Below are 24543 nucleotides of genomic sequence, written 5' to 3'. Positions count from 1 at the left end.
TCAGACACTGGTTAGAATACTCGTCAGACTAGTAGCTTCAATGAGGCCGGGGCGATGATGCCCCGGAAGACCTTCTGGGAGCGGGCCGAGATCGCGAAGCATGCTGGCTTCAATGAGGCCGGGGCGATGATGCCCCGGAAGACTCGATCTCCCAGCGGTCCCACGCGGCCTGGCACGTCGCTTCAATGAGGCCGGGGCGATGATGCCCCGGAAGACTCTCCGCCAGTACCGCCGGCACGGCCTGTTACGAGGCTTCAATGAGGCCGGGGCGATGATGCCCCGGAAGACGCTGACGACGAGGAACTCGGCAAACTTCCAGCCGAAGCTTCAATGAGGCCGGGGCGATGATGCCCCGGAAGACGTTGCTCTCGGCATGGCTGCGGTGTTGTCTGCCATGTCCGCTTCAATGAGGCCGGGGCGATGATGCCCCGGAAGACCCAGCATTCCGACTTGAGCCGCGAGATTGGTTCCCTGCTTCAATGAGGCCGGGGCGATGATGCCCCGGAAGACTCGGCTGGGTCGACGCCTCCTACGTCTACCTCGAGCCGCTTCAATGAGGCCGGGGCGATGATGCCCCGGAAGACGCATTCCTTCCGGATGGAGGGAGAGCCACTCTTGCGCTTCAATGAGGCCGGGGCGATGATGCCCCGGAAGACGGCCGACCTGGTCCAGGTCGCGCAGACGCCCCCGCCGCTTCAATGAGGCCGGGGCGATGATGCCCCGGAAGACCGCCCTTCCGCTTGAGGGACGCCCTGACGCTCTTGGAGCTTCAATGAGGCCGGGGCGATGATGCCCCGGAAGACAACGTGGCGACGGTGCACCTGGGGGCGAACGATGCGCTTCAATGAGGCCGGGGCGATGATGCCCCGGAAGACCTCTCTGGTCCGGTCGACGATCGCCTGTGTCGACAGGCTTCAATGAGGCCGGGGCGATGATGCCCCGGAAGACGGAGATGGCGAAGAAGACGGTCATCAAGAGGCACAGGCTTCAATGAGGCCGGGGCGATGATGCCCCGGAAGACCATCTCGGCGGTCGGACCATCCCCACGCGTGTGGGGAGCTTCAATGAGGCCGGGGCGATGATGCCCCGGAAGACACCCGTCGCCAGGGCATACTGCGCCGCCTGCGTGAAGCTTCAATGAGGCCGGGGCGATGATGCCCCGGAAGACCTGGTGGGTGCCCCACTGGCTGATCTGGCCGCGATGGCTTCAATGAGGCCGGGGCGATGATGCCCCGGAAGACTGTAGGTCTCATCCGCCGGGACTGGCTTGCCATCTCGGCTTCAATGAGGCCGGGGCGATGATGCCCCGGAAGACCGCAGTCTCGCCGAGATGGCCGTGGCCGATGCGAAGCTTCAATGAGGCCGGGGCGATGATGCCCCGGAAGACCACCCCGACCTCGGAGGCCCTCGCCCCGGTCGCCAGGCTTCAATGAGGCCGGGGCGATGATGCCCCGGAAGACACGGCGTCGCCGACCTGGCGATCCCGCTGAGCGTCACGCTTCAATGAGGCCGGGGCGATGATGCCCCGGAAGACACGAAGAGGCTGCGATCCTCCGCATCGCGATCGACGCTTCAATGAGGCCGGGGCGATGATGCCCCGGAAGACGCTGGACGATGCTCTGCCCGTTCACCGCCAAGCCGTTGCTTCAATGAGGCCGGGGCGATGATGCCCCGGAAGACCGAGGTCCAGCCCCGGCGGTTCCCGCGGACGCTTTCGCTTCAATGAGGCCGGGGCGATGATGCCCCGGAAGACGTGACGTCTCCCGTCTCCATCACCCGCGGCCGAGGGCTTCAATGAGGCCGGGGCGATGATGCCCCGGAAGACCGGCTATCCCCCCAGCTCGTCGTCGATCCCCGTCACGCTTCAATGAGGCCGGGGCGATGATGCCCCGGAAGACGGCGTAGGCTGCGGCGGCCCGGTCGATAGCCTCACGCTTCAATGAGGCCGGGGCGATGATGCCCCGGAAGACGACCGATCAGACCGATCAGGCCAGGACCTACGCGAAGGCTTCAATGAGGCCGGGGCGATGATGCCCCGGAAGACGAGCGACATCCTGGCCAATTTCTCCGGGGCGACGAGGCTTCAATGAGGCCGGGGCGATGATGCCCCGGAAGACGATCTCGGGCGTGTTGCCGCACTCCGAGACCGACGAGCTTCAATGAGGCCGGGGCGATGATGCCCCGGAAGACGACTGGGTCACCGAGACATGGGGCGCGTCATGCGGCGCTTCAATGAGGCCGGGGCGATGATGCCCCGGAAGACGGCCGATCGCCGCGAGCCAGGTCACGCGTCGGGGCCGCTTCAATGAGGCCGGGGCGATGATGCCCCGGAAGACGTTGATGGTATCCCCGTCCCCATTGCCGTTGCCCAAGCTTCAATGAGGCCGGGGCGATGATGCCCCGGAAGACCGCAGCGCTAATCGCCGAGTACACCAGCTCGCCAACGCTTCAATGAGGCCGGGGCGATGATGCCCCGGAAGACAGGCGAAGCTCGATCTCGAGACGCGGCTGGCGGAGCTGCTTCAATGAGGCCGGGGCGATGATGCCCCGGAAGACGTTGCCGCTGTTGGCACTCACGTTGCCGGCGGCGGTGCTTCAATGAGGCCGGGGCGATGATGCCCCGGAAGACCCTCGGGGCGCTCACCGCCTCGCAGCAGACCATCCTGCTTCAATGAGGCCGGGGCGATGATGCCCCGGAAGACTACACGAAGCCGCATGGGTCGCCGTGGCCAGGCACGCTTCAATGAGGCCGGGGCGATGATGCCCCGGAAGACGTTCCGGGACGTGATGGCCGGCCCGAGATGGCGGAGGCTTCAATGAGGCCGGGGCGATGATGCCCCGGAAGACAGCTCGCAGCACGTCCTCGATCACGGCGCCCTGTTCGCTTCAATGAGGCCGGGGCGATGATGCCCCGGAAGACGGCATTCGGCCGGGAGGCGCTTTCCTGCGACGACCGGGCTTCAATGAGGCCGGGGCGATGATGCCCCGGAAGACACAGTGAAATACGAGGTTGCGGTAACTCACGACACGAGCTTCAATGAGGCCGGGGCGATGATGCCCCGGAAGACCCGCAAGCAGGCCCACCAGGCCGATCCTCCTCCCGAGCTTCAATGAGGCCGGGGCGATGATGCCCCGGAAGACGCTGAGGCCGAAGGCATCGGCCAGGTCGGAGACGAGGCTTCAATGAGGCCGGGGCGATGATGCCCCGGAAGACACGCCGCCTGGGTTCGCATTGTGCCAGGTCGGTTTCGCTTCAATGAGGCCGGGGCGATGATGCCCCGGAAGACGATGGTGACCGCCAGGAGCTCATGGAGCTCGCGGCGGCTTCAATGAGGCCGGGGCGATGATGCCCCGGAAGACCCACAGGTCGGTGGTCTTCGATGCGTTGTTGCATACGCTTCAATGAGGCCGGGGCGATGATGCCCCGGAAGACTGGGGCATCGTCGCGGCGGATCGCCACGACGACGGGGCTTCAATGAGGCCGGGGCGATGATGCCCCGGAAGACCCAGACGCGAGAGAAGCAGGGGCTGGACCAGACACGGCTTCAATGAGGCCGGGGCGATGATGCCCCGGAAGACCAAGAAAAAGACCGCGGCCCTTGCGGCCTCGCGGAAGCTTCAATGAGGCCGGGGCGATGATGCCCCGGAAGACCTGGTCCTGACCGTAAGTCGTCTGTGCCGAGCTGTTGCTTCAATGAGGCCGGGGCGATGATGCCCCGGAAGACGTCTTGTCCCGCGAGAATGCCGGGTCGAGGAAGACGGGGCTTCAATGAGGCCGGGGCGATGATGCCCCGGAAGACCTTTCGGTCGCTGGAGACGCGGTCTATTCGATCAAGCTTCAATGAGGCCGGGGCGATGATGCCCCGGAAGACGACCATCGGGCGGCCCGTGTTCACGCCCTCGCCCTGCTTCAATGAGGCCGGGGCGATGATGCCCCGGAAGACTCGCCGCACGGGTCAGCCGCGAGACCTATGAGACCTGGCTTCAATGAGGCCGGGGCGATGATGCCCCGGAAGACATCGAGGATCTCGATGGGGGCCGTATGACCCTGGCGCTTCAATGAGGCCGGGGCGATGATGCCCCGGAAGACCGGCCTGGATCTTCTGCTCCTTGGCCGCCAGCTCGGCTTCAATGAGGCCGGGGCGATGATGCCCCGGAAGACCGCTGAACCTCGCGGACTCCGGCAACACGAACAGAGCTTCAATGAGGCCGGGGCGATGATGCCCCGGAAGACCTCCAGCAGGTCCACGGGGGTGCGGCATGAGTCGATTGCTTCAATGAGGCCGGGGCGATGATGCCCCGGAAGACCAGGTCGCTCGTCGTCAGCTCCACCGCGGCCGTGGATCGCTTCAATGAGGCCGGGGCGATGATGCCCCGGAAGACCGGCCGGTCCAGAGGGCAGGGGACCGCTACACCGTGGCTTCAATGAGGCCGGGGCGATGATGCCCCGGAAGACCCTTGCGGGGTTGCTTCAGGCGGCCGGGCGTGATGGCTTCAATGAGGCCGGGGCGATGATGCCCCGGAAGACCCAGCGACGGTGGAACGTCCAGGTCTCGGCCAACTTGCTTCAATGAGGCCGGGGCGATGATGCCCCGGAAGACTCTCGTACCGGAGAAGTGGTCGCGACGGATCCTCCGGCTTCAATGAGGCCGGGGCGATGATGCCCCGGAAGACTATCTTGGACGGGCACGGGTTGCCGGGCGGGTTCGGCTTCAATGAGGCCGGGGCGATGATGCCCCGGAAGACCCGGGCAGCTTCCGCCGCCTGATCCGCAGCATGCGGCTTCAATGAGGCCGGGGCGATGATGCCCCGGAAGACTTCAATTTGAAGTCCGGGCACTCTCCCGACTCGATGCTTCAATGAGGCCGGGGCGATGATGCCCCGGAAGACACACGACGATCCGTCCGGTGTGCGGCGAATGGACCGTGCTTCAATGAGGCCGGGGCGATGATGCCCCGGAAGACTGCCCGTCGGCGAGGACGACGGCCGCCCCCTCGGAAATGGACCGTGCTTCAATGAGGCCGGGGCGATGATGCCCCGGAAGACCCGCATGGTCGGCGGGGAAGTCCGCGACCTCACGGCGCTTCAATGAGGCCGGGGCGATGATGCCCCGGAAGACGGCATCCACCACGACATGGCGGGCATCCTGACCGATGCTTCAATGAGGCCGGGGCGATGATGCCCCGGAAGACAGCGGCTTGCAGTGGACTTCGGGGTCGAACGTGTCGCTTCAATGAGGCCGGGGCGATGATGCCCCGGAAGACCCCGCAAGGGCGAGAAGATGCTCCGCGGCGAGGACGTGCTTCAATGAGGCCGGGGCGATGATGCCCCGGAAGACTGCAGCCCGTCCACCGCTTCGTGCGGAGGGTCCCGTCGCTTCAATGAGGCCGGGGCGATGATGCCCCGGAAGACCTGCCGGCCCCTTCCCGAAGGTGTTGCACCTGGATGCTTCAATGAGGCCGGGGCGATGATGCCCCGGAAGACGGCCCGCCCACACCACCGACCGCCGCCCCTGCGACGCCGCTTCAATGAGGCCGGGGCGATGATGCCCCGGAAGACCGCCGACCTGCCCGGCGATCTCAGTCGCCGACAGGGCTTCAATGAGGCCGGGGCGATGATGCCCCGGAAGACCTCGCGGGCCTCGGTTCCGTCCAGGTCGATCACCAGCTTCAATGAGGCCGGGGCGATGATGCCCCGGAAGACTCAATCCGCGAGATCGAGCGATGGGACACGGCGATCCTGCTTCAATGAGGCCGGGGCGATGATGCCCCGGAAGACGTGAACCCGCGCAAAGAGTTGTGTGTGGCATCGCGTGCTTCAATGAGGCCGGGGCGATGATGCCCCGGAAGACATCGTCTATCTGGGCAATCCGCTCAGGCCCGAGGGGCTTCAATGAGGCCGGGGCGATGATGCCCCGGAAGACTGGCGTTGCTCGTCCTGGCCTCGTCGGAGCTGGAGCGGCTTCAATGAGGCCGGGGCGATGATGCCCCGGAAGACCAGCGAGTCCACCTGGGCAATGCCGGGCAAGAGGAGCGCTTCAATGAGGCCGGGGCGATGATGCCCCGGAAGACCGCTCGCCCCGCGGTTCCAGTTCAGCCGCGTTATCAGGCTTCAATGAGGCCGGGGCGATGATGCCCCGGAAGACACGAGCGACGCCGTTCGTCTCGCCGCCCTGTCACGGCTTCAATGAGGCCGGGGCGATGATGCCCCGGAAGACTCAGGCCGAAGAGAGGTCGATGAACCACCTGCGAGCTTCAATGAGGCCGGGGCGATGATGCCCCGGAAGACTGTCCAGTGCCGCAAATCGCCGCAAGAACCCGGGGAGCTTCAATGAGGCCGGGGCGATGATGCCCCGGAAGACCACCCCGTCGCAGGTGAGCCGGCGCGGTCCGGTGCGCTTCAATGAGGCCGGGGCGATGATGCCCCGGAAGACGGGTATCTCCAGCGGTCCACGGCCAAGAGCCACCAGCTTCAATGAGGCCGGGGCGATGATGCCCCGGAAGACACGCGGCCTGGCACGTCGGACAGTACGCAGCGCTGGAGCTTCAATGAGGCCGGGGCGATGATGCCCCGGAAGACACGTCTGGGGGCTCGGTTCCAAGCCCAACACGGAAAGCTTCAATGAGGCCGGGGCGATGATGCCCCGGAAGACAGCACCTGCGACGTGGTGGGGAGGGCGAGGGTGCCGGCTTCAATGAGGCCGGGGCGATGATGCCCCGGAAGACACCGTTCCGGCTGACGGCTTGGCCGTGGGTCCCTCGGCTTCAATGAGGCCGGGGCGATGATGCCCCGGAAGACCTCAGTGAAGTCGACGTAGTAAGTCTGGCCAGGCCGGCTTCAATGAGGCCGGGGCGATGATGCCCCGGAAGACTCGGGCCAGTAACGCCAGCGGACGACGTTGTCAATGGCTTCAATGAGGCCGGGGCGATGATGCCCCGGAAGACTCCAGCTTCAGGGTCGGGACGTGCGGGCCGCGGACTGCTTCAATGAGGCCGGGGCGATGATGCCCCGGAAGACATCGAGCCGGCGACGTTGGTGATCAAGGTTCCGTTGCTTCAATGAGGCCGGGGCGATGATGCCCCGGAAGACCACCTACTCGGTCGCGACGCCTGGCGCGACCACGATTGCTTCAATGAGGCCGGGGCGATGATGCCCCGGAAGACAGCCGCTGGCACGTCGTCAACGCCCGCGACGACTTGCTTCAATGAGGCCGGGGCGATGATGCCCCGGAAGACTCGCCATCTTGGCGTCGTTGTGCGTGGCCGTGAAGGCTTCAATGAGGCCGGGGCGATGATGCCCCGGAAGACGAGAGCACCGCTCGGTCGGGCGGGGTCGTCGTCAGCGCTTCAATGAGGCCGGGGCGATGATGCCCCGGAAGACATCAACGGCCGTCATCGGGCGAAGGTCAACTGGCTTCAATGAGGCCGGGGCGATGATGCCCCGGAAGACGAGATCGACCGCGTCCTGATGGGATTCGACGCCCCAGCTTCAATGAGGCCGGGGCGATGATGCCCCGGAAGACGGGCTCAGCTGGTGCTGGTTGGCCGTGTCGTAGACGCTTCAATGAGGCCGGGGCGATGATGCCCCGGAAGACAGGGGCAGGAGGAAGAACACTGCCGAGTTGCGGGCAGCTTCAATGAGGCCGGGGCGATGATGCCCCGGAAGACGGCCGGCGTCTGAGGTGACGTCGGGGGTTGGAGATACGGTTGAGCTCGCGAGAGGTCGCGATGACGAAGGGGAATCGAGGGGACTTCGATGAGGAGCCGATGGCGAAACTCCTTGCGTATGAACGAGATCCAACTCGCGAGAGGTTTTCTGGAGTGAATTGCTCCCTAACATCCATATTGCCAAAGAGCTTTGGGCTCGGACAGGGCTTGATCCGCGTTTTCACCACCGCGATGCTCGCGAGGGAATTTGCGGGCGAGGAATCAGTGCAGTTAGCCCAAGGCGCCGCGATTCAGATGGCGTCAGGTCAGGCAGCGAGGAGGCGTGAAATTGGGGGTCTTCTCGACCAGGATCCGACGAGTCCGGTAGACGGCGACGATCCCACGAGACCTGAGGCTCGAGCGGTCGTCGCGATCGAATTCGGGTTGCTGAAGGATCGTCAATCCGAGCATCGAGACGATCGGATCGATCGAGAGCGAGCCCGACCAGATGGGCCAGGTCCAGCGCGTGTCGTCGGACCGGTCGCCGCTGAATCCCAGGGTGCGAAGTCCCTTGCGCCCGGGCAAGGACGTGAAGAGCGGGATCGCCTCCAACGCCAGTCGATTCGCGCCGAGCATCCCACCCCGAGATTTCCGCTCGGGATCGCCGGCCGGCTTGTTCCACTGGTAGGCGTGGCGGCGATCCTCACTGGGATCCAGGTGGAGCGACTGGTTATCCAACGCATCGCCATAGTCCCAGGGATGGAAGATCGCTCGCTCAAGATGCTCCCGCCTCGTCCTCGCGATCACCGACTTGAGGTTTCCCAGGAAGTAGTCCCGTCGCGTCGTCTGAAGTTGGTTGATCGCGTCGGGAGAGACGAAGTCGCTCGCGAGAGCTGAGGCCCATGCGTGAAGCTCGCCGTCCCGCGCCGTTTTCTCGATGAGCTTCCGACGATCGGTGGGGGAGGAGGCCACCGCTTCGAGCCGCTCGACAAGACTCGCCGGGTGGAGGGTGAATTCCTGCGTCAGGGTCGATTCGAGCAGGTCCAGCAACGGCCCCTCGAGCAGCGGAACTCCCGTCCCCGCGACGACCACCGGCACCCAGGTTCCGCCCCACGCCGTCCACCCCATCCGGGGCCAGCCCGGCGGGAACCGATCGCTGAGGCGTCGAAGCAGGCCCAGGGCCGCGAGGAACCCCAGCGGATTGGCGCCGGTCAGGCCGGGGAGAATGAGGCCGCCCGCGATTCCGGACCCGCCCGATGCTCGTGGAATGCTCATCGTCATCGAACGGCCTCCTGAGCCGAGGGCCTCACCTTTGAATTCGTTCTCACATCGTCCTCGGCCGCGCTCGCCTGCTGATCGGCAAGCCGGATCAGCGACTCGAGGTAGGCGAGCCCCCACCAGCCATGGCGCCGAGTCAGAGCCCAGAACCGCTCGGCCACGCCGGAACCGGCGTGATGCGGAGGGCTTTGCTGGCGTAGATCGGAGGAGAGGGTGACGCCATGGAGCTCGATCGCGGGCGTTTCCTCGTCGGCAACGACCGGGGCGAAGGGTCGGCCGTGGCCGTGATGCGCCGCGATCAGGTGGAGGATCAGGTCTCGATGCTCGCGGTCCTCGAGCCTTGAATCAAGCTCCGAAAGCTGGAGTGAGAGCATCTCGTGCCGGAAACCCTCGGGGAGATTCGCCCGCTGCCGCGCCGCCAGCCGCTGTGCTGGCGTGCGAGGGAGATCGTTCGACTTGGCGATCAGCTCCAGAACCGTACGACCCCAGAGCCATGGTTCGGTCCGATCGGCGCGTCGAAGCATCGCCTGGAATCGGTCGTCGGCCTTGCCCCAGTCGTGGCGCTCCGCGGCGGCCAGAAGGTCCTCCGCCGGGATGCACGTCGGGATCAGCTCGTGCGTTTCCGCGAGACGCTGCATGACATGGTCCGTATGGTCTCCGAGCGTGACAAAGCTCGCGCTTCGACAGCGCGACCATGAGTCGTCCCCGTCATCCGCGGGCGGCAGCAAGTCGTGGTCTCGGGCGGCGGCCCTGGCCTTCCACGTCAGCACGATCCCCTTGTCTCCCGGATAGGGATCGCAGCCATACCCGCCATGCCTGGGCTTGAAGGTCTCGAGCCTGGCGATGAGTGATTGGACCTTCTCCGATCCGTCCTCCTTGAGATGATCGATGAGATCGTCGAGATCCAGCTTCTCGATGGGACTTCCTTCGTCCTCCAGGTCCTTGAAGTAGGAGGCGAGGGTCTTCCCTTCATCCTCGTCGAGGAGCGAAGGATGAAGACGCAGGACCGCGCGTCCGCGCGATTTTCGGTAGGCTTCTTCCGCGATGTCCATCGCACGATTGGGCGGAGGCTGCTCCTCGTTCGTACCTTCGCCGGCCGACCTGAGCAGCCTTGCCGACGACGTGTCCGCATCGACTCCCAGTTCGCCGTGACCTGGAACGTGGCCCAGGTCGTTCCAGCCTCCGGCGTAGACGGGGAGCACGAGAGTGTCGCCGGGATAGATCTGATCGATCCAATCCAGTACCGAACTTCGGTTCGTCCCACGCCAGAGGAGCCCGCTGAACCTGGGCTTCTTCCTCGTGGAGGGGCGGGGACTCCCCTCCTCGGCTTCGCCGAAGCTGGGTGGAGGGACGCCGATCTGATCACTCTCGTCACTGATGGGGCGACGGGCCGGATCATCCTCCAGCCAGCGTTTGAGCCGGCCGATGGAAACGCTCATGCACTCCGCCGAAGACGGGGGCAGTAGAGCCACGATCTCAGGCCACGACTTGGGATCGACGGCCGGGAGATCCGCTCGCCAGCAAACGCGGACCTCGGCATCGCTCTTCTGCCCGTGGAGGAACAGGTCGAGGCTCGGCTCGAGGGCCGGGGCCGGCGAGGTCTGGCAGAGGAGGTCCAGATACGCGGGGAAAAGGACCGGAGCATCCAGCGAGGCCGAGGGTGCCAGCAATGCGAGGGGGACCTTTCGTTGACCATCCTCTTCAGGAAGGAGTTGAACGAACGCGTCGTTGCCGAACGGAAACTCCGCGTCCGCGATCATCGCGCGGCCGGACCTGGCCTTTCCACCTTTCACGGATGCTTCGACGCCCTCGGACTCGTCACGGGTGGCCTTCGCCTGAAGCCAGTTCCATGTGCGCGAGAGCGAATCGGCGTAGATGGGATCCGGCTTCTTGTTGTCCGCGATCACCTCCTCGGATTTCACGTCCTTGTTCTGGATCAGGATGAAACCCTTTGCGTCGGGCCTTCTGCCTCGGCGATTCAGCCGGCCGAATCGCTGGCGAAGGGCGTCCAGTGATGCGCATTCGGTGAAGAGGATGTCGAAGTCATAATCGGCCCCGACTTCCAGGCACTGGGTGGATATCGTGAAGCTCGGCGAATGGAATTCGGTGGACCGATCCGCGGCGATTCGGGGTGCCAGTCGCTTCAACTGGGCTTCCCGATCGAGCGGCCTCATGGCGCCAATGACGAGCTCGGCGGGGATCTCCTGGTGATCCTCGGAGAGCTTCTCGTAGATCTTCCTCGCGGTGTCGACTCGATTGACGATGATGCCGATGGCCGGAGTGCCCTGCCGGGCCAGTTTGCCGGCCAGCTCGACGATCGCCTTCGCGATGTCGGGCTCGGCCTGCAACCGCGCCGGCTTGCGGGCCGTCAGGACGGAATTCAGGAACGCGTTCCGTCGGTCCTCGTCATCAAGGCGAAAGACGGACTCCGCGCTGGCGCCGGGCGGCGGCGTCGCGCTCATCGGGACCACCTTCATGATCGGCCTGCCGATGCCGTCCGGGGCATCCTTTCGCGGTCTGAGGTGCTCCTCAACGTTGGTCAGCGTCTGCAGGAAAGGCCGGCTGATATGCGCCTCATCGAGGAGAACCAGGCTGTCGTAGGCGATGAGGGACGCCTGGACCGGCGCCGCGTTGGGGGATACTCCGTAGCCGCGGAAGAGGAGTCGAGAGCCGAGCTGGTCAATCGTGGTGCAGACCACGGTGGGCTGGCTGGCGGATCGGGCCCAGCGGTTGTCGAGGTAGATCCCCCCTCGAAGCTCGAGGACATCGAACGGGGGGAGATCCCGTTCGTCCGTCGTCCCTCCGACGGTGCGCAGGGCCGAGGCAATCGATCGGAGGACTGGGGAACCCGTTTTCGCCTCGGAGTCCCACAGCGCCCGGGCGATCTTCCAGACGCGATCGTACGCCTCGCTAACAACGACGCGGCGGTTGACGCAGAAGAAGATCCGACGCGGGGCGGTCCGCTGGGCGGCGGGGAGTGCGGCCTGGCGGGCCAGGGCATAGATCGCGATGTCGAGGCAGGCCGTCTTGCCGGCGCCCGTGGGTAGGTCGATCGCAGCCGGCCACTTCCCCTCGACGGCGAGGTCGGCGAGCCTTTGCTGCCAGGAATATGGCTCCCGATCCTCGCCGTGAAGGGCCCTGAAATACTCCCGAAATCCGACGATCCCGGCATCAGCCATGGTCCGCCTCCCTCCATGGCTTGAACAGGCCGTAGCCCAGGAACCGACCCGCGCCGAGGAGGACAGGGCCCACCACAGGGACGGGGAACTCGAGGAAGACATGGATTTGCGGCCGGGGCGCGTTCGTCCCCTTCGCGGGGTACGGGGGGAAGCCATCGCCGAAGGGAACGTCAGTCGGCGAATCCGTCCCGGCGCCGCCTCGGAATGGGCGACGTTTGCAGTAGGCCCGCGGGCTGCCGATGTGCCAGCTCGTGGTGTTGACGTCGATGGCGGAGGGTTGGGGGAGGCCGGCACGTTCGCAGGCCTGCAGGAGGATGGAACGCACCTCGGTTTCCCAGGCGATCCGCTGAGCCGGGTCGATCCGTTGGGCTTTCGGGAAGCGGTCCAGGACCACCGGGGTGGCCGAGGCCCAGCATCGTGTCCCCATGCGCTCCCGCGACCAGACGGCAGTCCAGGTTGCTGGGTTCAATCCCCGGGCCGTTTCCTTCGGCTCCAGTTTCTTGAAATCGCGGACCCCGAGTCGGCCGAGCCTCAACGAAACAGGTCGCAGTTGACCGTCGTCGCCAATCAGCAGGGACCTCAGCACCGACCCTCGTTCGTTCGGAGGTATCGATCGAGGGAAGACGATCGCGAGGCCAAGCAAGTGGCCGTCGGCGTGGGGGGGGCCAACGTGGGGAAGCGGCACGACGGCGATGTGCCCACCGCCGTCGCGGAGCGGACTTCCATCAGGCGCATGCCCGCTCACCCAGGACGGGATCGGGTCGGGACATAAGTTCTGAATGGTCTCACGGAGGACCCGGGTCACCTGAAGCGTCGATTCGACGGGCAGCGGCTGGCCGTCGACCGGAGTGAGGACGAAGAAGTCCTGGTCGAACGGGGACTTCCAGACAGCTTCCGCCTCCGAGCCTGGACTCTGCTTTCGATATCCTGCCCATAGCCCAGTGGAGGGCCGGACCGGCGGGCGAGGGTCGACTTTCGCCAGTTCCTCCTTGAGCGTCGTCAGGCGGGCATCGATTTCTCCCTTCGCCTCCGCGGCCCCCTTGCCTCGTATCGTTTTCCGCCTCGCGTTGAGCTCGTCGACCTCGGCCGAGAGGGCCGCATGCCGGCGTCTTGGGGATTCGCCGAAGCGTTCCTCGAGCATGTCGAGCATCCCGTCGCTGACGGATCGGACACTCCGCTCGGCTTGTAGGTCGTCGCGGACCAGGCACGTCTCGGCATTCGGGGCGTTCTCGTCGCTCGCCGCACGCATCGCCACCAAAGAGGAAGAATGGCCGATTCTGGTCACCTTGCGGCAAAGAAGATCGAGCGGCCCGGTATGGGTCGACGCTCCGACGGCGTCGGGCCAGTGGAGGCAACACGCGTTCGGTCCGACCCAGATCTTCGGGAAGGTGCGAGGCTGCTTGTTGCGGGGGATCGAGGGGGCCGACTGGAGCATCGCCGCGGCCGGCCCGGCGCGATCATTCACCGGCACGTAGACCGTGACCGGCTGGCGTGCGGTCCTGGGGTCGACGTCCGGAAGATGCAGCTCCGGATCGCCGAGCGTTTCCAGCCACCGGAGTGCCTGCCGTTCGGCGTGCCACGCGGATCGCTCCTCGTCGCTGTCATCGAGGGGCTCGGTTTCGAACCAGGCCGCGGCGAGCGCCATGAAGACCCTGGCCGGATGCGGCGGCCACTCGACCCCATCGCGCGTGGAGGGATCCGTGGCCGTCGCGTAGCCGGTCAGGTATTCCCACGAGATGGTGAGCGACTCCATCATTCGCCCCCTTCCTCACCGGTGCCCTTCTCATCGCCCTCCTTCACGGCCTTATTCTGACTCTCGATGACGACGCTCAGGAGACGATCGGAGGGCGTGAGCGTCAGAGGTTGATCGGCGTGCCACTTCAGGCCCAGCTTCTCGGCCTGGGCGACAGCCTCGTTGAGGAGCTTGATCGCGTCGTCGGCCTCGAGCACGAACGATTCCGGTGCCTCGCCAGGCCGCCCGAGGAGTTGCCACGTGAGAGGCTCGGTCGGCCAGAGCAGGCAGCGAGAGCGGAGGTCGAGCCCCGCCTCCGCCGCGAGGGCCGCGGCGCAAAGGCCCAGGGCCGCCAGGACCGTGCGAGCGGCGTCATCAACCTCACGGCTCGTCTGTCCCTGACGCGGGAATCGCAGCCTCCTCAGGGCGGGTAGCGAAAGGACTACCGTCTGCTCGGCATGCGAGATCGTCACGCCTCCCGTCGGCTCTCCCGCGTCGTTCCTGTCAATCGACGGTGTGACGTTCCCAAGGTTGAGCTTGGAGAGCTTCTTCGCGAACGGCTTCGGGACTGAAGCGCCCTTCTTCGTTTCCATCACCGCCAGGGACACATCGACGGTCCAGCCCCCACCACGCGCCTCGTAGACGGGCGGGTTCTTGCGGATGATCGGATCGATGCGACTGGAGGTCTTTTCTCCGAAGACCGCGTCAATCCCGACGATCTCGCCGACCATGGCCCGCTCGAATTTCGCTCCCAGCCCCCCCTTCGGACCTGTCGAGTCCCAGATGCCGAAAACGAGCGCCGTCGGACAATACTCGTAGAGGGCCGTGGCGTCCTGGGCCCGGACGGAGCCGATGCGTTTGCCCACGTCGGAAGCCCGGAACTCCACGCCGTCCAACAGACTCTCCCGGAAGATCGCATCGACGGCACGATGGGGGACCTGGAGCGAGCTGACCTTGCCGACCGGATCGACCAGCTTGATGCCCTTCGTCTTCTTCTCGTCCGGGGCGAACGGCCCGAAGTCCACCTCGAGGAGGGGCAGTTTCAGTCGACCATCGTCGATCGCCCGCTGGAGGGCCTCCTCCATCCGGTTGGCCTGACTCTGGACGCTGTCGATGAGCACGCAGTCCACCGGCTCGGCACGTTCCGGAAGCCGCCGCGCCTCCTTCGCGTAGGCCCCGCCGGCGTAGGTGGGTGGAAACACCTTCGTCCCCTCACCGGCCGCGGGCTGGAGTTTCACGAGAGAGCGGAAGGCCACTCCCCGTCCTGATACGGCGTCGTGAAGCTTCCGGAATGTCAGCGTCGTTCCCATGGCCATTCTCCTGGTTTCACTCTTGAAACTCTTGATGCATTTTGACTATCTCACAATCACCACGTCCCTCGCGTCCGGCGGTTCGATCGGCCGGCCGAGGGTCTCGATGGCGCCCAGGCAGCGGGCGCAGAGGGGGATGATAAGGACCTGATCCTGGTCCAGATCGATGATGTCGTACAGCCTCGATTTAAGGCGTACCATGTCGGTGGCCGTTAGTCTACAGGTGAACACTGAATATTGACGCCGAATTCCGAAATCCTCGCAGGTGGTCGCGACCTTCCGCAGGCGCTTGTCGTTGCTGATGTCGTAGGCGACGAGGTAAGTCTCCATGGTTGCTCCTCGATTCAGCGGACGGTGAAGCCGGTGTACGCGGGAAGGTCGCCGCGGACGAAGGCGGCGAGCATCCGCGCCTGAACCTCGAGCATCCGGCCGTAGGTCATCCGATAGCCGAAGACGGGGTGCATCACCTCCGTGGCCTTCCGCTGCTCGTACGCCTTGAAGAAGATCTCCCGGCCGACGTCCGAGAGCTGGCAGGCGTCTCGGTAAATCAGGAAATCCCGCTTCGACAGCATGCCGTTGTTCACCAGGCCCAGGACCACCGAATCCGCGATCACCGCCCGGAACTCCTCCATCAAGTCCAAGGCCAGGGACGGCTTGCCATGGCGGCCGGCGTGGTAGAAGCCCTGGTAGGGGTCGAAGCCCACCGTGCAGGCGGCGGCGAAGCAATCCTTGCAGAGCAGCGCATAGGCGAAGCTCAACAGGGCGTTCACGGGGTCGCGGGGGGGACGACGATTCCTCGACTGGAAGTCGAACGAACCGCACGGCGGACGCGCCTTGATCATCCGGCCGAACTCGCCGAAATAGAGCGATGCCGCCTGCCCCTCGAGGCCGAGGAGCGCCCCCTGATCGGCCGCCCTGGGAAGGCGTCGAAGGAGCTCGGCCATGTCGCGGGCCGCCGGCTCGTCGCTGCCCCGGGCAGGCGGAGATGTCGCTTCGGAGGCGGCGGCGGATCCCGCCGACGGTTCATCGCGGGGTTGGAGACGCAAGGATCGCATCAGGAGTGTTCGCTGGTTGGAGATCTTGGCGGCCACCACGGCGCGGGCCAGTCCCAGGGCGGTTTCGGGATCGGAGAACGCCCGGTACTGGTGAGATCTCAGGGCCACGTTCTTGGGCGGCGCGGGCATCACGCTCGCGATGAACTTGCCATGGCCCGTCAGGTACGACACCGGGATCTCGTGCTCCGCGAGCGTCTGGATCGCCTGGGTGGAGACCTGGACATTCCCGAAGACGACCATCTGGCGAATCGACGCCAGCGGGATCCGGCCCGTCTCGACGCCCTTGCAGTTGAGGATCAGGTGCTCGGACCGTCGGCCGATGTGGGTCCCCGGCTCCTGGACGTAGAGAACCGCCCGCTCGTCGCACGAGGGAATCACGCGTGTCAGGCGGACGCCCGCGGACACCGGCGGAGTCGCGACCTCCGGCGGCGGTGCGGCGGCCGGATGCCCCAGGCCATGGAGGATCTCTTCCGGCAGGCAGATCGGCGCCAGGGAGCAGCCGAAGCAACGGTGCCGAAGCATCGCAGGAAGCGGCTCCGGCGGCGTGTCCCGGGCCGAAAGCTCACGGATCAAGTCGATCGCGTCTGTCGTCGACCGCCGCAGCGACTCGTCGATCGCGACGTCCACTCGCGTCTTCGAGCCGGCGTAATAGAGCACGCCTCGCTCGACCGAGATCCCCCAGGCGTCCTCCATGAGCATCGCCTGGGCGCACAGTTGAATGGCGTCGTTGGGCCAGGCCGTCGGCTCGCCGAGGTCGTCGGTCGGGGCCTTCGAGCGCTTGGTCTCCACCGGGATGGTCGCGTCGGCTCGTTCCTCGAGGACGTCGAGTTTCCCGGTGATCCCGAGACGAGCCGAGCCGAGGGAGACGCTCCGTGTCTTGATGACCTCGCCTTCCTTGCGTGGCCGGTTCTCCAGGGTCGGGTCGTTGATCCTCCGATGCTGAAAGAGCCCGTCCTCCACGTACTCGTTCGTGGGCATGACGGCCTCGACGTATTCCAGGAAATAGAGCCGGGGGCAGTAGCTTACTTGATTCAGGGCTCGGACCGGGACCAGGTCAACCGGGACCTCCGGGACGCCATTCATCGACGTACTCCTATCGAGGCGAAAGACCTCCAAGATCGTCCGCACGAGTGGAGCCTAGGACGGTTCCGGACGATTTGCAACGGTGACGCGTTTTTCTGGCCAGCGACGGACGGGAACGAGAAGGACCGAATCGCGGGTTGGAGCGGCCCGGACCCCAGCGACGGGGCCTGAAATGCATAGCGGCCGGCCGGGAAGGGGAGCCCTGCTTGCGGTCGATCAGGCGGTCGAGGCGCCTTCGCGCACTTCCCGGGGCCGGGGGCTCGCTACAATGGGGCGAGGGGAAATGGGAGGCGCGTGGAGATGTCCCGGATGAAGCGCGTGGTGGTCGGGATTTCGGGTGCAAGTGGGGCCATCTTCGGCATCCGGACGCTGGAGGTCCTCCGCGATGCGGACGACGTCGAGACCCATCTCGTGATCAGTCCGTCCGGCCGGAGGACGATCGGCCTGGAGACCGACATCCCGGTGGACCGGATCGAGGCCATGGCCGATCACGTCTACCGGCCCGGCGACATCGCCGCGGCGATCTCGTCCGGGTCGTTCCGGACTGCCGGGATGATCATCGCCCCGTGCTCGATCAAGACGGTGTCCGGGATCGCGACCTCGTTCTCGGATAACCTGCTCCTGCGGGCGGCCGACGTGACCCTGAAGGAGCGCCGGCGGCTGGTGCTTCTGGTCCGCGAGACGCCGCTCCACCTGGGTCACCTTCGGCTCCTGGTCCAGGCCGCGGAGATGGGGGCGACCATCATGCCCCCGGTGCCGGCCTTCTACCACCGGCCGACGCGGATCGAGGACCTCGTCGATCAGACGGTCAACCGGGCGCTCGACCTCCTCGACGTCGAGCTCGATCGCGACCTCTTCCCGCGGTGGCGCGGCCCGGAACGGGCCGCGAACGCGGACGAGCAAGGGCCCGATACTTCGCCGTCTTGAAAGGACCTCGCCCGGTGCCGGACGTTCAGGACCCGGAGCGGGGCGCCTCGTAGTCGGGATACCAGATGAAGTCGTCGAGGATGGCGTCGAGCGATTCGTCGGGGATCAGGCGGCCGAGATTGAGGCGCCTGGCCTCGCGGATGACCTCCGCGGCGAGCGTCCGGGCCACGTGGCGGAGCCGGCTCTGATCGGGATAGATCCGACCGACGGCGAGGTCCTCCTCGGACACGCAGCGGGCGAGGGCCTCGGCGGCCTCGAGGAACATCGACGCGCTGACCTCGTGGGTCTCCGAGAGGATCGCCCCCAGGCCGATGCCCGGGAAGATGTAGACGTTGTTCGCCTGGCCGATCTGGTAGGTCTTGCCGCCGTACTCCACCGGCGGGAACGGGCTTCCGGTGGCCACGATCGCGCGGCCGTCGGTCCACTGGAGGGCCTCGTAGGGGCTGCACTCCGTCCGCGAGGTCGGATTGGACAGGGGCAGGATCACGGGCCGGTCCACATGGCGGGCCATCTCCCGGATGACCTCCTCCCCGAAGACGCCCGGATTGCCGGTCGTCCCGACGAGCACCGTCGGCTTGACCCGCGAGACGACCTCCAGGAGCTGGAACGGGCCGCTCCCCTCGAAGCCGTAATGGGCGACCTCCTCGTTCGTCCAGGAGAACTCGCGCTTGAACGGATCCTTATCGTCGGCGCGATTGAAGACCAGGCCCTGGGAGTCGAGCATCGCCTGGGACCTGTGGATGGAGGCGGGATCGGCGCCTTCCTTGGCCATGCCGGCCTTGACCAGGCGGGCGATCCCGACCCCCGCGGCCCCGGCGCCGAGGAAGACGATCCGCTGGTCGGAGAGCTTGCCGCCGGTGATCCGGAGCGACGACAGGATCCCCGCCAGGGCGACCGAGGCGGTGCCCTGGATGTCGTCGTTGAAGCAGGGGAGTCGCTTGCGGTAGCGTTCCAGGAGCATGAGGGCGGTGTTCTTGTGGAAGTCTTCCCACTGGAGCAGGGCGTGGGGAAAGACCCGGCGGACGCCGTCCACGAAGGCCTCGATGAAGCGTTCGTATTCCTGGCCGCGGAGCCGCCGATGCCGGTAGCCGCGATAGAGCGGGTCGGCCAGCAGCTCCGCGTTGTCGGTGCCCACGTCCAGGGAGATCGGCAGGCAGAGCGACGGATGGATGCCCGCGGCCGCCGTGTAGAGGGCGAGCTTGCCCACCGGGATGCCCATCCCCCCCACCCCCTGGTCGCCGAGTCCGAGGATCCGCTCGTTGTCGGTGACGACGATCAGGCGCACGTCCTCGTTGGGGGCGTTCCGGAGGACGGCTGGGATGTCGTCCACGTCCTCGGGCGTGATCCAGAGGCCGCGCGGGTTGCGGACGATGTGGCTGTAAAGCTGGCAGGCCTTGCCCACGGTGGGCGTGTAGACGATGGGGAGAAGCTCGCCGAGGTTCTCGATGAGGACCCGATAGAAGAGCGTCTCGTTGCGGTCCTGGAGCGCGGCCAGGCCGATGTACTTCTCGAGATTGTCCCCCTTCGCCCGGACCCGCTCGAGCTCGAGGGCCACCTGCTGCTGGATCGTCTGGAGGGCATAGGGGAGCAGGCCGCGGAGGCCCAGCCTGTCCCGCTCTTCCCGAGAAAACGAGGCCTCACGATTCAGGAGGGGATCGCGGAGTAGCCGCGTCCCGCTCACGTCCTGTTCGCCCGCGGTGTTGCCGATCCGTCCCGGGTCTCGTCCCTGGTTCCTCATGCGCGCCATCGAGTCACTCTCCGCAGCCCCCTCGGCCGGGGATCGGCCCTCGATCCCCGTCGGCATGCCGTCCATGCCGGGAAGCCACCATTATGCGCGGTCGTGACCCCCAACGCACGATCAGGGGTGAGGTGAGAGGGTTCAGGGGCGAGCGAAAGGAAGGGAAGCCCACTGGGCTTCACCGACCATATCATCACGCAAGTCCCCCGTCCGCTCCCCCCGTCCTCCTCGCCACGTGCCCCTCGCCCCTCCCGGTTCAGTTCACTCGGTTCGCGACTTCCGCTTCGACTTGCCCCCTTCGAGGCCGCTGAGCCGCTCGTCGAGGCGATCGAGCGCGTCGGTCTCCTCCGCGATCGTCGGATTCCGGTCCGATGCGGCCGGGGTCCTGGGGGGTGCCTTGCGGCGGCCTGTCGTCGGTTCCTCGAGTCGCTGCAGGCGATCTTCCATGTCCGCAATCCGCTCATCGAGCTCGGTCAGGGCCGTTGCCGGCTCGGTCGGCTGCGGGGGGGCGAACGGGACGGCGGTCGGCATCATGGCGCGCATCCAGTCCATCGGCCCCAGGAAGGGGGTGAAGGGGGCGCCCGCCTGCGGGACCTGCATCTGCTCGAGGATCGTCATCGATTGCCTCAGGTAGGCGCGCATGTACTCGATGACCATGTCGTTGGCGCGGAGGATGCCGTGCAGCATGGAGACGGGGAACATCTCCATCTTCTCGGGATGGCGCTCCAGGAGGATCTGGGTGAGGATGGCCCGCGTCAGGTCCTCATTCGTCCGGCTGTCGCGGACCTCGATCTTCTTGCCCTCCATGACCAGGGCCTCGAGGTCCTGGAGGGTGATGTACTTGCGGGAATGCCGATCGTAGAGCCGCCGATTCGGATAGCGGCGGATCGATACGACTTCAGCCGAAGGTGGTGGCATCGCCGACCCTCCCCCCTCTCCTCGGCCATCGGCCTGAGGTCCTGTTAACGGCGCCGAGGGCCGGAGTCGTCCGTCGCCGGCACGTCGCGGTTGAACATTCATGCCGCTACTGTAGCCGGATCAATACTGCAACTGCAATATGGTGCCATCGAGGGAGGCCGAGCCTGTCGGCTCGGATCTGCCGTCGTTTCCGGTCGATCGGCCTGGTGAAGCCTGCTGCGGTTGCAGCACGAAGCCCGCCGCTATTTCGGCCCGGCCGCGACCTGGGCGGGGGCCGGGGCCGGCAGCTTGCCGAGGAGGGAATAGACGCGGATCAGGGCGCGGTCCATGATCGCCTCCCCGGAGCCGAGGGCGGCCGGAGAGACCCGCGGGTCCGCTCCATAGCCCCCCTCGGATGCGGCCTCGATCGTCGGCAGGTAGAGGACGTGCCCATTGCAGTATCCGAGGACCAGCACGCACGGGATATAAGCCCGCTGCCTCAGCCGGACCGCGTGCTGGGAGAACGGCTCGCCCGGGACCCCGACGAACGCGACCTCGCGATCGACGACGGCCGTGGTGACCTCGGCCCGGATGCCGTCCTCCATCTCGCGGAAGAAGTTGCGGATCAGCTCGGGGAAGAAGGCCCTCGAATAGACGAGGAAGGTGAGCGCCCCCTTGAAGTTCACCCGGCTCTCGAACCGGAAATGATCCACGGCCGAGCCCAGCGAATGGGATCGCGGCGATGCCGCCCGGGCGGCCCGCGCCAGGTCGATCGCCTCGTCGGCGAGCCGCTCGCCGAAGGCCTTCGCCCCGCGGACGCCCGCGGGCGGGTTCGCGCTCTGGTCGCCGGCCGCTCCCTGGAGGAAGAGGCAGGGAGCCTTCAGCTCGGACTCGACCTTGCCGCGCAAGAACCCGGGATAATCGGCCGAGAATTTGTACACGTCTTCGGGAGTCATCACGGGGTGGGCCGTGAAGTGGACGATCGCCGCGATCGGCGGGGCGTCGCCCCCCTCGGCGGGGTCGAACCGGAGGACGGTAAGCCGGGGATCGGTGGGCTTCTCCGGCCGCTTCGTCTGCCGGTTGCGGTTCAACTTCAGGTCGCGACTCGCCCAGCCCATCTTCGCCGGCCGGGCGCAACCGTCGGCCTCGACGATCGCCTCGACGATCCGGCCGGGAAGCCGCGTCGCATAGGCGACGGCGTCGTCGAATTTCCCGCGTCCCGCGCCGGGCTCGTCGGTGAGCTCGATGACCGGACCATGGTGGGTGTGGCTGCCGCAGACCAGGACGGTGTTGATGCCCCGCGGCCCGAGGGCGGCCCGGATCTGCGTCATCATGGCCGGCGTCGGCCCTCGGCCCAGGTCCATCGCCACGATCGCCAGCGCCTGGTCCCCGGTCCGGATCACCAGGGCCCGCGCCTTCAACGGGTCCAGGACCCCTTCGGAAAGCCGGTCGTGCCTGGCGCCGTAGCCCCACATGGGGACGGGCCGCTCGGGCGTGATGTCCCGATCCGCGACCCCGACCAGCAGGGAGTCGCGCGCGGGCGAGGCCGCCGGCACCGGCCCATCCGCGCCCCGCGTCGAGCCCGCGAGCAGCAGGAAGCCCGCCGTCAGCGTGCCGAGGCGCACCATCACGGAGATTGGACGTCGTATTCGCATTCGCTCATTTCGCTCCGCGACAACGCATGCCCTTACCACCCATCGCGTCCGGCCCGGATCCACGCACGACTGTAACCCCCGGGGGCAGGAAATCCAACACGAGGGCCGCCCCGTCGACGGCACCAGGGTGCCGCCCATCGAGTCCGAAGACTTGCGTCCTGCGTCCGGCACGCTAGAATAGGTGGACCACTCGCAAATGGCACGTCCACGTCACGGTCTATCCGGTCTCGACGGACCATCGCTTCGACGATCCCGGCGAGAGATGCGGCGGCCTCAGCGTTATCCGGACGTTCTCGATCATTCGAACCCGGAACGTCGCGACAGCAGGGCGCCTCATCGCGGTTCGTGTCGAACGCGATCGGCGTCCGGCCGCCCGCCCGAGCACCCGACGGAGGCTGGAGTTCATGCCCGAGAAGTCGCCCGAGTCTCCCGTCCGCATCATCGGCAGCCGGGAATTGCATCAGAACCTGCCCGGGATCCTGAGGGAGCTCGAGGACGACAAGGTCCGATACGTCCTCACCGTCCACGGCAAGCCGCGTGCGGTCCTCATCGGCGCGGCCCCGTACCTCAACCTCATCATCGACGGCAAGCGCCCCAGCGAGGCCCTGGTGGGGCTCCAGCTCACCGCCCTGCTCGGGGGCAAGCTCGAGGCCCATTCCCTGGACGACCTGGAACGGGCCCTGGGCGGCCCGGCGGATTGACCCGGCAGGGACGAGGAGGAAGGGCGAGATCCGCCGTCCCTCATCTCTCGCGTCACTCCTTGAGGCCCTGAACGGGGGCCTCAACGGCCTCCTCGGCAGGCCGGCCGGCACGCCCCTTCCTCAGATTCCATGCGTACTGGATGAATGGCGGCAGGACCGAGATGAAGATGATCGCGAAGATGAGGTAGTGGAAGTTCTTCTTCACGACCTCCTGCGCGCCGAACCACCAGCCGCCGAGGAGGAAGAGGAGGACCCAGACGACTCCGCCGGTGATGTTGTAGAGGGCAAACCTCGGGTATGACATCCTGCCGATCCCCGCCACGAACGGGGCGAACGTCCGGATGATGGGCATGAAGCGGGCGATGATGATGGTCAGCCCGCCGTATTGCTCGTAGAACCGCTGGGCTTCAAGCAGATGCTTGCGATTGAGCAGCCAGGAGTCCTCGCGCGAGAAGACCTTCGGGCCCAGGTAGTGGCCCGCGGCATAGTTCACGGCGTCGCCCAGCACGGCCGCGACGATGAGCAAGGCCGACACGCCCCAGATATTGATGGGCGAGCCTTCCGAGGCCGCCACCGCGCCGACCGCGAAGAGGAGCGAATCGCCGGGCAGGAAGGGCGTCACGACAAGGCCGGTCTCCGCGAAGATGATCGCGAAGAGGATGACATAGAGCCCCGGTCCGAGCTGCGTGGCCAGTTGATTGACGTACTCGGGGAGGTGGAGCAGGATATCGAGGAACTGCCGCAAGAGGTCCATGATGTCTCCGGGGATCGGATCGTATCGGGTCGGTCGCGGGTGACGGCGGTCTGCGTGACCGAGGGGCGCGGTCGCCGACTAGCGGGGAGTGGCCACGGGCGTGACCCTTCCTCCGTCGGAGGGATCGCGCGTCCGGACCGGCAGCCTGACGTTCCGGATGCCCGCCGCGTCACACGTCGAGAGGACGTCCGCGAGATCCTGGTAGGCGAGCGTGGCCTCGCCGCGGACCATCACGCCCTGATTGTTATAGCGAGCCCGGGCGTCCTTGAGAAAGCCGAGGAGCCGGTCCAGGTCGTAGGTCTGCTCGCCGACCGCGACGAATCCGGGGCGGACGACCGTCAGCACGAGGTCGTCGGGCGCGGCGGTGAGGGGGGCCGCGTCGCTGACCTCCGGGACGTTGACGGCGAACTCGCTCTCATCCCAGTCGTAAAGCCGCGTGGCCGCCATGAAGAAGACCAGCAGGCAGAGGATGACGTCCACCATGGGCGTCATGTTGATGAAGGGAGTCTCGTCCGCCTGGGCGTACTTCGCGAGCATGGGCTTTGGTCCGTCCTACGGGCTGGCCGCCTCGGCGGCGAGAGTCGGGGC

13 protein-coding genes and 1 CRISPR repeat array are annotated in these 24543 nt (G+C 66.4%); of the genes, 2 read left to right on the top strand and 11 right to left on the bottom strand.

From position 1 onward, the window contains the following. Nucleotides 1–34: 34 nt before the first annotated feature. Nucleotides 35–7667: direct repeats of the CRISPR family, unit length 37 nt; unit sequence GCTTCAATGAGGCCGGGGCGATGATGCCCCGGAAGAC. Between the two features lie 300 nt (nucleotides 7668–7967). The 6 genes from G6O54_RS05285 to cas4g/cas1g are packed head-to-tail and all read right to left on the bottom strand — an operon-like array spanning nucleotide 7968 to nucleotide 17283. Continuing rightward, nucleotides 7968–8927 carry a type I-G CRISPR-associated protein, Cas3-extension family gene (locus G6O54_RS05285; RefSeq protein WP_165221138.1) on the bottom strand — a complete coding sequence of 320 codons (960 nt, stop codon included), beginning with the start codon at nucleotides 8925–8927 and terminating at the stop codon, nucleotides 7968–7970. Next, entirely contained in the window at nucleotides 8924–12103 is a 3180-nt protein-coding gene (gene cas3g, locus G6O54_RS05280; protein ID WP_165221135.1) for a type I-G CRISPR-associated helicase/endonuclease Cas3g, read from the bottom strand. Before cas3g ends, G6O54_RS05285 begins: the two co-directional genes overlap by 4 nt. Continuing rightward, the gene (gene csb2 / locus G6O54_RS05275) at nucleotides 12096–13859 is read right to left on the bottom strand and encodes a type I-G CRISPR-associated protein Csb2 (protein ID WP_165221132.1); all 1764 of its coding nucleotides are present in this window, start codon (nucleotides 13857–13859) and stop codon (nucleotides 12096–12098) included. The genes cas3g and csb2 overlap by 8 nt, the downstream gene beginning before the upstream one ends. Next, a complete protein-coding gene (cas7g, locus tag G6O54_RS05270; protein ID WP_165221129.1) occupies nucleotides 13856–15145 on the bottom strand; it encodes a type I-G CRISPR-associated RAMP protein Csb1/Cas7g in 1290 nt (429 codons plus the stop codon). Before cas7g ends, csb2 begins: the two co-directional genes overlap by 4 nt. A 45-nt stretch (nucleotides 15146–15190) precedes the next feature. Beyond that, on the bottom strand, nucleotides 15191–15475 hold the full coding sequence (gene cas2 / locus G6O54_RS05265; protein WP_165221126.1) for a CRISPR-associated endonuclease Cas2: 285 nt from the start codon (nucleotides 15473–15475) through the stop codon (nucleotides 15191–15193). A gap of 14 nt (nucleotides 15476–15489) precedes the next feature. After that, nucleotides 15490–17283: a CRISPR-associated endonuclease Cas4g/Cas1g gene (gene cas4g/cas1g / locus G6O54_RS05260; RefSeq protein ID WP_165221123.1), complete on the bottom strand. Its 1794-nt coding sequence runs from the start codon at nucleotides 17281–17283 to the stop codon at nucleotides 15490–15492. Nucleotides 17284–17592: 309 nt separating this feature from the next. On the opposite strand from cas4g/cas1g, the gene G6O54_RS05255 reads away from it, so the two are divergent. Further along, nucleotides 17593–18210 carry a UbiX family flavin prenyltransferase gene (locus G6O54_RS05255; RefSeq protein WP_165221120.1) on the top strand — a complete coding sequence of 206 codons (618 nt, stop codon included), beginning with the start codon at nucleotides 17593–17595 and terminating at the stop codon, nucleotides 18208–18210. A gap of 25 nt (nucleotides 18211–18235) precedes the next feature. Here the strand turns inward: G6O54_RS05255 and G6O54_RS05250 are convergent, their stop codons facing one another. The 3 genes from G6O54_RS05250 to G6O54_RS05240 form a co-directional block, all read right to left on the bottom strand. Further along, complete coding sequence (locus G6O54_RS05250; RefSeq protein WP_165221117.1) at nucleotides 18236–19957, bottom strand: NAD-dependent malic enzyme; 1722 nt, start codon at nucleotides 19955–19957, stop codon at nucleotides 18236–18238. A gap of 252 nt (nucleotides 19958–20209) precedes the next feature. Then, on the bottom strand, nucleotides 20210–20866 hold the full coding sequence (locus G6O54_RS05245; RefSeq protein WP_165221114.1) for a polyhydroxyalkanoate synthesis regulator DNA-binding domain-containing protein: 657 nt from the start codon (nucleotides 20864–20866) through the stop codon (nucleotides 20210–20212). 242 nt (nucleotides 20867–21108) lie between these two features. Further along, a complete protein-coding gene (locus G6O54_RS05240) occupies nucleotides 21109–22500 on the bottom strand; it encodes a hypothetical protein (protein WP_165221111.1) in 1392 nt (463 codons plus the stop codon). A 404-nt stretch (nucleotides 22501–22904) separates the two neighbouring features. Between G6O54_RS05240 and G6O54_RS05235 the strand changes: the two genes are divergently transcribed. Continuing rightward, nucleotides 22905–23201: a type II toxin-antitoxin system prevent-host-death family antitoxin gene (locus G6O54_RS05235; protein ID WP_165221108.1), complete on the top strand. Its 297-nt coding sequence runs from the start codon at nucleotides 22905–22907 to the stop codon at nucleotides 23199–23201. A 52-nt stretch (nucleotides 23202–23253) separates the two neighbouring features. Here the strand turns inward: G6O54_RS05235 and G6O54_RS05230 are convergent, their stop codons facing one another. Both G6O54_RS05230 and G6O54_RS05225 read right to left on the bottom strand, forming a co-directional pair. Beyond that, nucleotides 23254–23955 carry a DedA family protein gene (locus G6O54_RS05230; protein ID WP_165221105.1) on the bottom strand — a complete coding sequence of 234 codons (702 nt, stop codon included), beginning with the start codon at nucleotides 23953–23955 and terminating at the stop codon, nucleotides 23254–23256. Nucleotides 23956–24033: 78 nt separating this feature from the next. Then, on the bottom strand, nucleotides 24034–24492 hold the full coding sequence (locus G6O54_RS05225; RefSeq protein ID WP_165221102.1) for an ExbD/TolR family protein: 459 nt from the start codon (nucleotides 24490–24492) through the stop codon (nucleotides 24034–24036). Nucleotides 24493–24543: the final 51 nt, after the last annotated feature.

Source organism: Aquisphaera insulae (assembly GCF_011064615.1).
Classification (GTDB): Bacteria; Planctomycetota; Planctomycetia; order Isosphaerales; family Isosphaeraceae; genus Aquisphaera; species Aquisphaera insulae.
This window is presented reverse-complemented; position numbering and strand designations above follow the sequence as displayed.